The organism is Brevundimonas sp. (genome assembly GCF_003248455.1).
Taxonomy (GTDB): Bacteria; Pseudomonadota; Alphaproteobacteria; order Caulobacterales; family Caulobacteraceae; genus Brevundimonas.
Genome location: NZ_QFNM01000013.1, coordinates 64,089 through 71,747 on the forward strand (window position 1 = coordinate 64,089; position 7,659 = coordinate 71,747).

At 66.5% G+C, this 7,659-nt stretch carries 6 protein-coding genes; 5 read left to right on the forward strand and 1 reads right to left on the reverse strand.

The genetic code is table 11. From position 1 onward, the window contains the following. Positions 1-53 precede the first annotated feature (53 nt). The 3 genes from DI624_RS06755 (at position 54) to sucD (ending at position 3,839) form a co-directional block, all read left to right on the forward strand. A complete protein-coding gene (locus tag DI624_RS06755; protein ID WP_291536916.1) occupies positions 54-1,598 on the forward strand; it encodes an MFS transporter in 1,545 nt (514 codons plus the stop codon). 86 nt (positions 1,599-1,684) lie between these two features. Next, entirely contained in the window at positions 1,685-2,875 is a 1,191-nt protein-coding gene (sucC, locus tag DI624_RS06760) for an ADP-forming succinate--CoA ligase subunit beta (protein WP_291536917.1), read from the forward strand. 61 nt (positions 2,876-2,936) lie between these two features. After that, positions 2,937-3,839, forward strand: coding sequence for a succinate--CoA ligase subunit alpha (sucD, locus tag DI624_RS06765; protein WP_291536919.1), 903 nt, complete (start codon positions 2,937-2,939; stop codon positions 3,837-3,839). Between the two features lie 49 nt (positions 3,840-3,888). Here the strand turns inward: sucD and DI624_RS06770 are convergent, their stop codons facing one another. Continuing rightward, positions 3,889-4,272 carry a DUF6766 family protein gene (locus DI624_RS06770; protein WP_074291641.1) on the reverse strand — a complete coding sequence of 128 codons (384 nt, stop codon included), beginning with the start codon at positions 4,270-4,272 and terminating at the stop codon, positions 3,889-3,891. A 233-nt stretch (positions 4,273-4,505) separates the two neighbouring features. Between DI624_RS06770 and DI624_RS06775 the strand changes: the two genes are divergently transcribed. Together DI624_RS06775 and DI624_RS06780 are read left to right on the forward strand one after the other, a co-directional pair. Next, positions 4,506-7,520 (forward strand): 2-oxoglutarate dehydrogenase E1 component, encoded by a 3,015-nt coding sequence (locus DI624_RS06775; protein WP_291536926.1) that lies wholly within the window; start codon positions 4,506-4,508, stop codon positions 7,518-7,520. Positions 7,521-7,563: 43 nt separating this feature from the next. After that, the coding region (locus DI624_RS06780) for a biotin/lipoyl-containing protein (RefSeq protein ID WP_291536933.1) at positions 7,564-7,659 on the forward strand (96 nt) is incomplete at its 3' end.

Here is a 7,659-nt window from a genome sequence, read left to right on the forward strand (position 1 = left end):
GGCCTAGGGCTAGGCTCGCTCCAACGAAAAGACGAAGCCGAGGGAAAACGCCGATGACGACGGAGACGCTGACGGTCGAGAAGAGGGCGGATCGGGACACGCGGCCCCAGCGGCCCGGCTACCGCTTCTATGTGCTGGCGGTGCTGATCCTGATCTACATGCTGAACTTCCTGGATCGGCAGATCATCGGCATCCTGGCCGCCCCGCTGAAGGCCGAGTTCGGCATGTCCGACAGCCAGTTCGGCTTGCTGGGCGGCATCGCCTTCGCCTCGGTCTATTCGACCCTGGCCATTCCCCTGGCCTGGCTGGCCGACCGGTTCAGCCGGGTGTGGATCATGACCGGGGCGCTGGCGGTCTGGTCGGGCTTCACCGCCCTGTGCGGCATGGCCGGCTCGTTCGGCCAGCTGTTCCTGTGCCGGATGGGCGTGGGCGTGGGCGAGGCGGGCGGCGTGGCCCCGGCCTATTCGCTGATCGCCGACTATTTCCCGCCGCACCAGCGGGCGCGGGCGCTTGCGGCCTTCGCCTTCGGCATTCCGCTGGGCACGGCGGCGGGGACGCTGGTGGGCGGGCTGCTGGCGGCGACCTACGGCTGGCGCACCGCCTTCGTCGTCGTGGGCCTGCTGGGCGTGCTGGTCGCCCCCCTGCTGCGCCTGACCGTGCGCGATCCCCAGCGCGGCGGGACCGATCCGGTCAAGTCCGAGGCGACCGCCGCCGTTGCTTCGCACCCCGTTCCCGCCCCCGTCGCGGCCTCCGACCGGGCCGGAAGGATCGCGGCCCAGATCATGCTGGGCCTGGGCGCAGGCCTGCTGATCCTGGCGGCCGTCTCCGGGTTGACCGGCGTCTCGCCGGGCGATCCGCTGGTGTTCGGCTTCGGCGGTCTGCTGGCCCTGGTCATCGGCGTCAGCCTGATGATCGCGCGGCGCACGGCCTCGGTCGTGGTCAGGAAGCCCAGCTTCTGGCTGCTGGCCCTGGGCGCCGCCTCGTCTTCGGTCTGCGGCTACGGGGTCGCCGGCTGGCTGCCGCTGTTCTTCATGCGCAGCTTCGACCTGACCCTGCGCCAGACCAGCTGGTACTATTCCGGCATCGCCCTGATCGGCGGCGTGCTGGGCATCTGGATGGGCGGAATGATCGCCGACAAACTGTCCAGAAAGGGCAAGGGCGCCTATCCGCTGACGCCGGCCGTCGCCTTCCTGATCTCGGCGCCCTGTTTCATCCTGGCGATGAACTCGCCCTGGCTGATCGGCCTGGTCCTGCCGGGCGGGGGCAGCCACACCCAGCAACTGGTTCTGGCCTTCCTGATCTTCCTGGTTCCGACGGGCCTGAACCTGGCCTGGCTGGGGCCGATCACGGCGGCGGTCCAGCATCTGGTTCCGGCCGCGATGCGTTCGACCGCCTCGGCCCTGTTCCTGCTGATCAACAACCTCTTGGGACTGGCCGTCGGCTTCTACTATTTCGGCTGGATGAGCGATCTGCTGGCGCCGACCTTCGGCGAGGAGAGCCTGCGCTGGGCCATCTACACCGGCATGGGCTTCTATCTGCTGGCGGCGATCCTGCTGATCGGGGCCTCGCGCACGCTGAAACGCGACTGGGTCGACTAATTCGCGGTTCACATGCTGTTGCACCCGCGAAGGGGCGGGGCCTATAAGCCCCGCAACTCTCCCCAGCGAAGATTGCGGCGGTTTTTATGAACATCCACGAATATCAGGCCAAGCAGGTTCTCAAGGGCTTCGGCGCCCCCGTCGCCGAAGGCGTCGCGGTGACGTCGGTCGATCAGGTCGAGGCGGCCGCCAAATCCCTGCCCGGCCCGCTCTATGTCGTGAAATCGCAAATCCACGCCGGCGGACGCGGCAAGGGCAAGTTCAAGGAACTGCCGGCCGACGCCAAGGGCGGCGTGCGCCTGGCCTTCTCGGTCGAAGAGGCCGTCGCCCACGCCAAGGAAATGTTGGGTGCCACCCTGGTCACGGCCCAGACGGGCGAGGCCGGCAAACAGGTCAACCGCCTCTATATCGAGGACGGCGCCGACATCGACCGCGAACTGTACTGCTCGCTGCTGGTCGATCGCGAAGTCGGCCGCGTCGCCTTCGTCATCTCGACCGAGGGCGGCATGGACATCGAGGCCGTCGCCCACGACACCCCCGAAAAGATCGTCACCGTCGCCATCGACCCGGAAACGGGCGTGACCGACGCCGACGTGGCCAAGATCGTCTCGACCTACGGCCTGACCGGCCCGGCCGCCGAGGACGCCAAGTCGCTGTTCCCGGCCCTCTACGCCGCCTTCGTCGAGAAGGACATGGCGCTGCTGGAGGTGAACCCGCTGATCGTGATGAAGGACGGCCATCTGCGCGTCCTGGACGCCAAGGTCAGCTTCGACGGCAACGCCCTGTTCCGTCACGACGACATGAAGGCCCTGCGCGACGAGACGGAGGAAGACGCCAAGGAGATCGAGGCCTCCAAATGGGACCTGGCCTATGTCGCCCTGGACGGCAACATCGGCTGCATGGTCAACGGCGCGGGCCTGGCCATGGCGACGATGGACATCATCAAGCTGTACGGCAAGGAGCCGGCCAACTTCTGCGACGTCGGCGGCGGCGCCGGCAAGGACAAGGTCGCTGCGGCCTTCAAGATCATCACCGCCGACCCCAAGGTCGAGGGCATCCTGGTCAACATCTTCGGCGGCATCATGAAGTGCGACGTCATCGCCGAGGGCGTGGTCGCGGCCGTCAAGGAAGTGGGTCTGAAGGTGCCGCTGGTCGTGCGCCTGGAAGGCACCAACGCCGAACTGGGCAAGAAAATCCTCAACGAGTCGGGCCTGGCCATCACGGCGGCGGACGACCTCGACGACGCCGCCCAGAAGATCGTCGCGGCGGTCGGCTGAGGCGCCTCGCCCTCACCGCCACCGCCCTGCTGACCGACACATTCCAGAGATCGATAGACCAATGTCCATCCTCGTCAACAAAGACACCAAGATCATCGTCCAGGGCCTGACCGGCAAGACCGGCGGCTTCCACACCGAACAGGCCCTGGCCTATCACCACACCAAGATGGTCGCCGGCGTGCACCCGACCAAGGGCGGGACCAACTGGACCGGCTCGCACGGCGAAACCCTGCCGATCTACGCCTCGGTCGCCGAAGCCAGGGACGCCACCGGCGCCGACGCCTCGGTCATCTATGTGCCGCCGTCGGGCGCGGCCGCGGCCATCATCGAGGCCATCGACGCCGAGATCCCCTTCATCACCTGCATCACCGAGGGCATCCCGGTGCTGGACATGGTCAAGGTCAAGCGCCGTCTGGAAGTCTCCAAGTCGCGCCTGCTGGGCCCGAACTGCCCGGGCATCCTGACGCCGGACGAATGCAAGATCGGCATCATGCCGGGCAACATCTTCAAGAAGGGCTCGGTCGGCATCGTGTCGCGTTCGGGCACCCTGACCTATGAGGCCGTGTTCCAGACCACCAACGAAGGCCTGGGCCAGACCACGGCCGTCGGCATCGGCGGCGACCCGGTCAAGGGCACCGAGTTCATCGACGTGCTGGAGCTGTTCCTGGCCGACCCGGAAACCACCTCGATCATCATGATCGGCGAGATCGGCGGCGGGGCCGAGGAAGACGCCGCCCAGTTCCTGATCGACGAGGCCAAGAAGGGCCGCAAGAAGCCGATGGCCGGCTTCATCGCCGGTCGCACCGCGCCCAAGGGCCGCACCATGGGCCATGCCGGCGCCGTCGTCTCGGGCGGCAAGGGCGATGCGGAATCCAAGATCGCGGCGATGGAAGCCGCCGGCATCCGCATGTCGGAATCGCCGGCCCGCCTGGGCAAGACCCTGGTCGAAGTGCTGAAGGGCTAAGGCAGGATCGTCTAGACGGAACCGCCACGCGGTCCGCCGCAAGCGTCGATCATGTGTGGATGGAGGCATGGCCGGTTCGCCGGTCATGCCTTTCGTCGATCTGGCGGATCAGTTCCTCGCCCCGTTCACGCCCCACCAGTTGAAGCAGCGCGTCCAGCTTGGCCTCGGCGCGGTCGTCGCCTTCCTTGGACGAGGGAGAGCCGACATAGAGCAGATAGGCCAGGCCGGCGACCTGCCAGAGCAGTTGAAGAAATTCCGACTGCCAGTTCTCGAACGTGTCCCGGCCCATCTCGATGACATAGCCCATCGTCTCGGGCGCCTGGGCGTGCTGGCGGGCCTCGTCCACATAGGCGAACCAGCCGAAGACCCAGTGAAGAACGAGCGAGAACAGGAAGAAACCCAGGGTGACCCAGGCGTAGCCGTACTTGCGCATCACACGTTCCCTTTTCACCCTAGAGTCCACAGAAGCTAACGGCAGGATTTCCTGTGGCGTTCCGTCGCAGCGCCGACGCCGCCGAGGGGGCGGACGCAATTTTTGGTCGCGTTCGACCATTTTCTCTTCGAATTGCCCTGTTTCGGTCATGACCCATAAGGAAAGCGCGCCTATATGACGGGCGCACCCCTCACGGAGATGTGTCCAAGGGCGGCCAAAGGATTGCGAGAACGATGGCGGACGATGCGGGTCGGCTGAATCAGGTCTTTGCCGAGACCTCCTTCCTCTACGGGTCCAACGCGGCCTATATCGAGGAGCTTCACGAGAAATGGGCCAATGATCCCGGCTCGGTCTCGGCGGAGTGGAAGGCCTTCTTCGACCAGCTTCGCGACAACGCCGCCAGCGTGAAGGCCTCGGCCGAGGCCGGCGCCTGGGGCCGTGATGTCGCCGCCGAACCCAGCGAGGCGACCGCCGTCTTCGACGGCCGTTGGCCGGCTCCCAAGCCCGATCCCAAGAAGCCGGGCGCGTCTGCGGCCCCCGCCAAGGCCGCCGCGCCCGCCGAGGTTTCGGCTCCCGCCTCTGGGGACGAGATCCGCGCCGCCGCCCACGATTCCATCCGCGCCCTGATGCTGATCCGCAGCTATCGGGTGCGCGGCCACCTGCAGGCCAAGCTGGACCCGCTGGGCATCGAACAGCCGGTCGACAATCCCGAGCTGACGCCCGAATTCTACGGCTTCACCGGCGCCGATCTGGACCGTCCGATCTTCCTGGACGGCGTGCTGGGCCTGCAGACCGGCACGATCCGCGAAGTCCTGGACATCCTGAAGCGCACCTATTGCGGCACGGTCGGCATCCAGTTCATGCATATCGCCGAGCCGGAGGAGAAATCCTGGCTGCAGCAGCGGTTCGAGGGCGCCGACAAGTTCGAGCAGAACGCCTTCTCCAAGGAAGGCAAGCTGGCCATCCTGTCCAAGCTGGTCGAGGCCGAGGGTTTCGAACGCTTCCTGCACAAACGCTTCCCCGGCACCAAGCGGTTCGGCCTGGACGGCGGCGAGGCCATGGTCCCGGCGCTGGAGCAGGTCATCAAGCGCGGCGGTTCGCTGGGCGTGGACGAGGTCGTGCTGGGCATGGCCCACCGCGGCCGCCTGAACGTGCTCGCCGCCGTGATGGGCAAGCCCTACAAGGTCATCTTCCACGAGTTCCAGGGCGGCTCGGCCGTGATCGAGGGCTCGGGCGACGTCAAATATCACATGGGCGCCTCGTCGAACCGCGAGTTCGACGGCAACCACGTCCACCTGTCGCTGACCGCCAACCCGTCCCACCTCGAGATCGTCAACCCGGTGGTGCTGGGCAAGGCGCGCGCCAAACAGGCGTTCGACATCCGCGAGGCCAACGAGGGCGTGCCCGAGGGCCAGTGGGCGCTGGATCGTTCCAAGGTCGTGCCGCTGCTGATCCACGGCGACGCCGCCTTCGCCGGCCAAGGCGTGGTCGCGGAATGCTTCGCCCTGATGGGGCTGAAGGGCTACCGCACCGGCGGCACGCTGCACTTCGTCATCAACAACCAGATCGGCTTCACCACCAGCCCGCGCAACTCGCGCTCGTCGCCCTATCCGTCGGATGTGGCGCTGATGGTCCAGGCGCCGATCTTCCACGTCAACGGCGACGACCCCGAAGCGGTCGTCTTCGCCGCCAAGGTCGCCACCGAATACCGGCAGAAGTTCCACAAGGACGTGGTGGTGGACATGTTCTGCTATCGCCGCTTCGGTCACAACGAAGGCGACGACCCCACCTTCACCCAGCCGCTGATGTATTCGAAGATCCGCGCCCAGCCCTCGACGCGCGAGCTGTATGCGCGGCGTCTGGTGGCCGAAGGCGTGATCACCCAAGCCGAGGTCGACGCCGAGGTCGAGCGGTTCGAGAAATTCCTCGACGAGCAGTTCGAGGCCGGCAAGACCTGGTCCGCCGAAAAGGCCGACTGGCTGGACGGCCAATGGCAGGGCTTCCAGGCGCCCAAGGACGAGCTGCGCGGCGACACCGCCGTTCCGCTGGCCAAGCTGACCGACCTGGGCCACCGCCTGACCACCATTCCCAACAGCGTCGACATGCACAAGACGTTGAAGCGGGTGATCGAGGCCCGCCGCGAGGCGGTCGTTTCGGGCCAGGGCCTGGACTGGGCCACGGCCGAGAGCCTGGCCTTCGCCTCCCTGCTCGACGAGGGCTTCCCGATCCGTCTGTCGGGCCAGGATTCGGTGCGCGGCACCTTCTCGCAGCGCCACTCGGGCATCATCGACCAGACCACCGAAGAGCGCTACGTCCCGCTGAACAACCTGCGCGAAGGCCAGGCCAATTTCGAGGTCATCGACTCGGCCCTGTCGGAAGAGGCGGTGCTGGGCTTCGAATACGGCTATTCGCTGACCGACCCCAATACGCTGGTCATGTGGGAGGCCCAGTTCGGCGACTTCGTGAACGGCGCCCAGGTGGTGATCGATCAGTTCATCTCTTCGGGCGAACGCAAGTGGCTGCGGATGAGCGGCCTGACCATGCTGCTGCCGCACGGCTACGAAGGGCAGGGACCGGAACACTCCTCGGCCCGCCTGGAGCGGTTCCTGCAACAGTGCGCCGAAGACAATATGCAGGTCGCCAACTGCACCACCCCGGCCAACTATTTCCACATCCTGCGTCGCCAGATGCACCGGCCGTTCCGCAAGCCGCTGATCCTGATGACGCCCAAGTCGCTGCTGCGTCACAAGAAGGCGGTCTCGTCCATGGCGGACCTGGCGGAGGGCTCGGCCTTCCACCGCGTCCTGCACGACGACGCCCAGACGCGGCCCGAGATCGCCGGCGTCACGATCAAGGCGGACAAGGACATCCGCCGCGTCATCCTGTGCTCGGGCAAGGTCTATTACGACCTGCTCGACGCGCGCGAGAAGAAGGCCAAGGACGGACAGTCGGTGGACGACGTCTACATCCTGCGCCTGGAGCAGTTCTATCCGTGGCCGATCCAGTCGCTGCGCAAGGAGCTGGCCCGCTTCCCCAACGCCGAACTGGTCTGGTGCCAGGAAGAGCCGAAGAACATGGGCGGCTGGACCTTCGTGGACCCGTGGCTGGAGCTGACGCTGGACAAGCTGGACGTCAAGGCCAAGCGCGCCCGCTACGTCGGACGGCCCGGCTCCGCCTCCACCGCGGCCGGTCTGATGAGCCGCCACCTGAAGGAACTGGAAGCCTTCACCACCGAAGCCTTCGCCTGATACACCTGTAGAAGACCCGATCTAGAGACGAGCTGGACCTGACATGGCCGACATCCTGACCCCCGCCCTCGGTGAATCCGTCACCGAAGCCACCATCGCCAAATGGACCAAGAAGGTCGGCGACGCGGTCAAGAAGGAC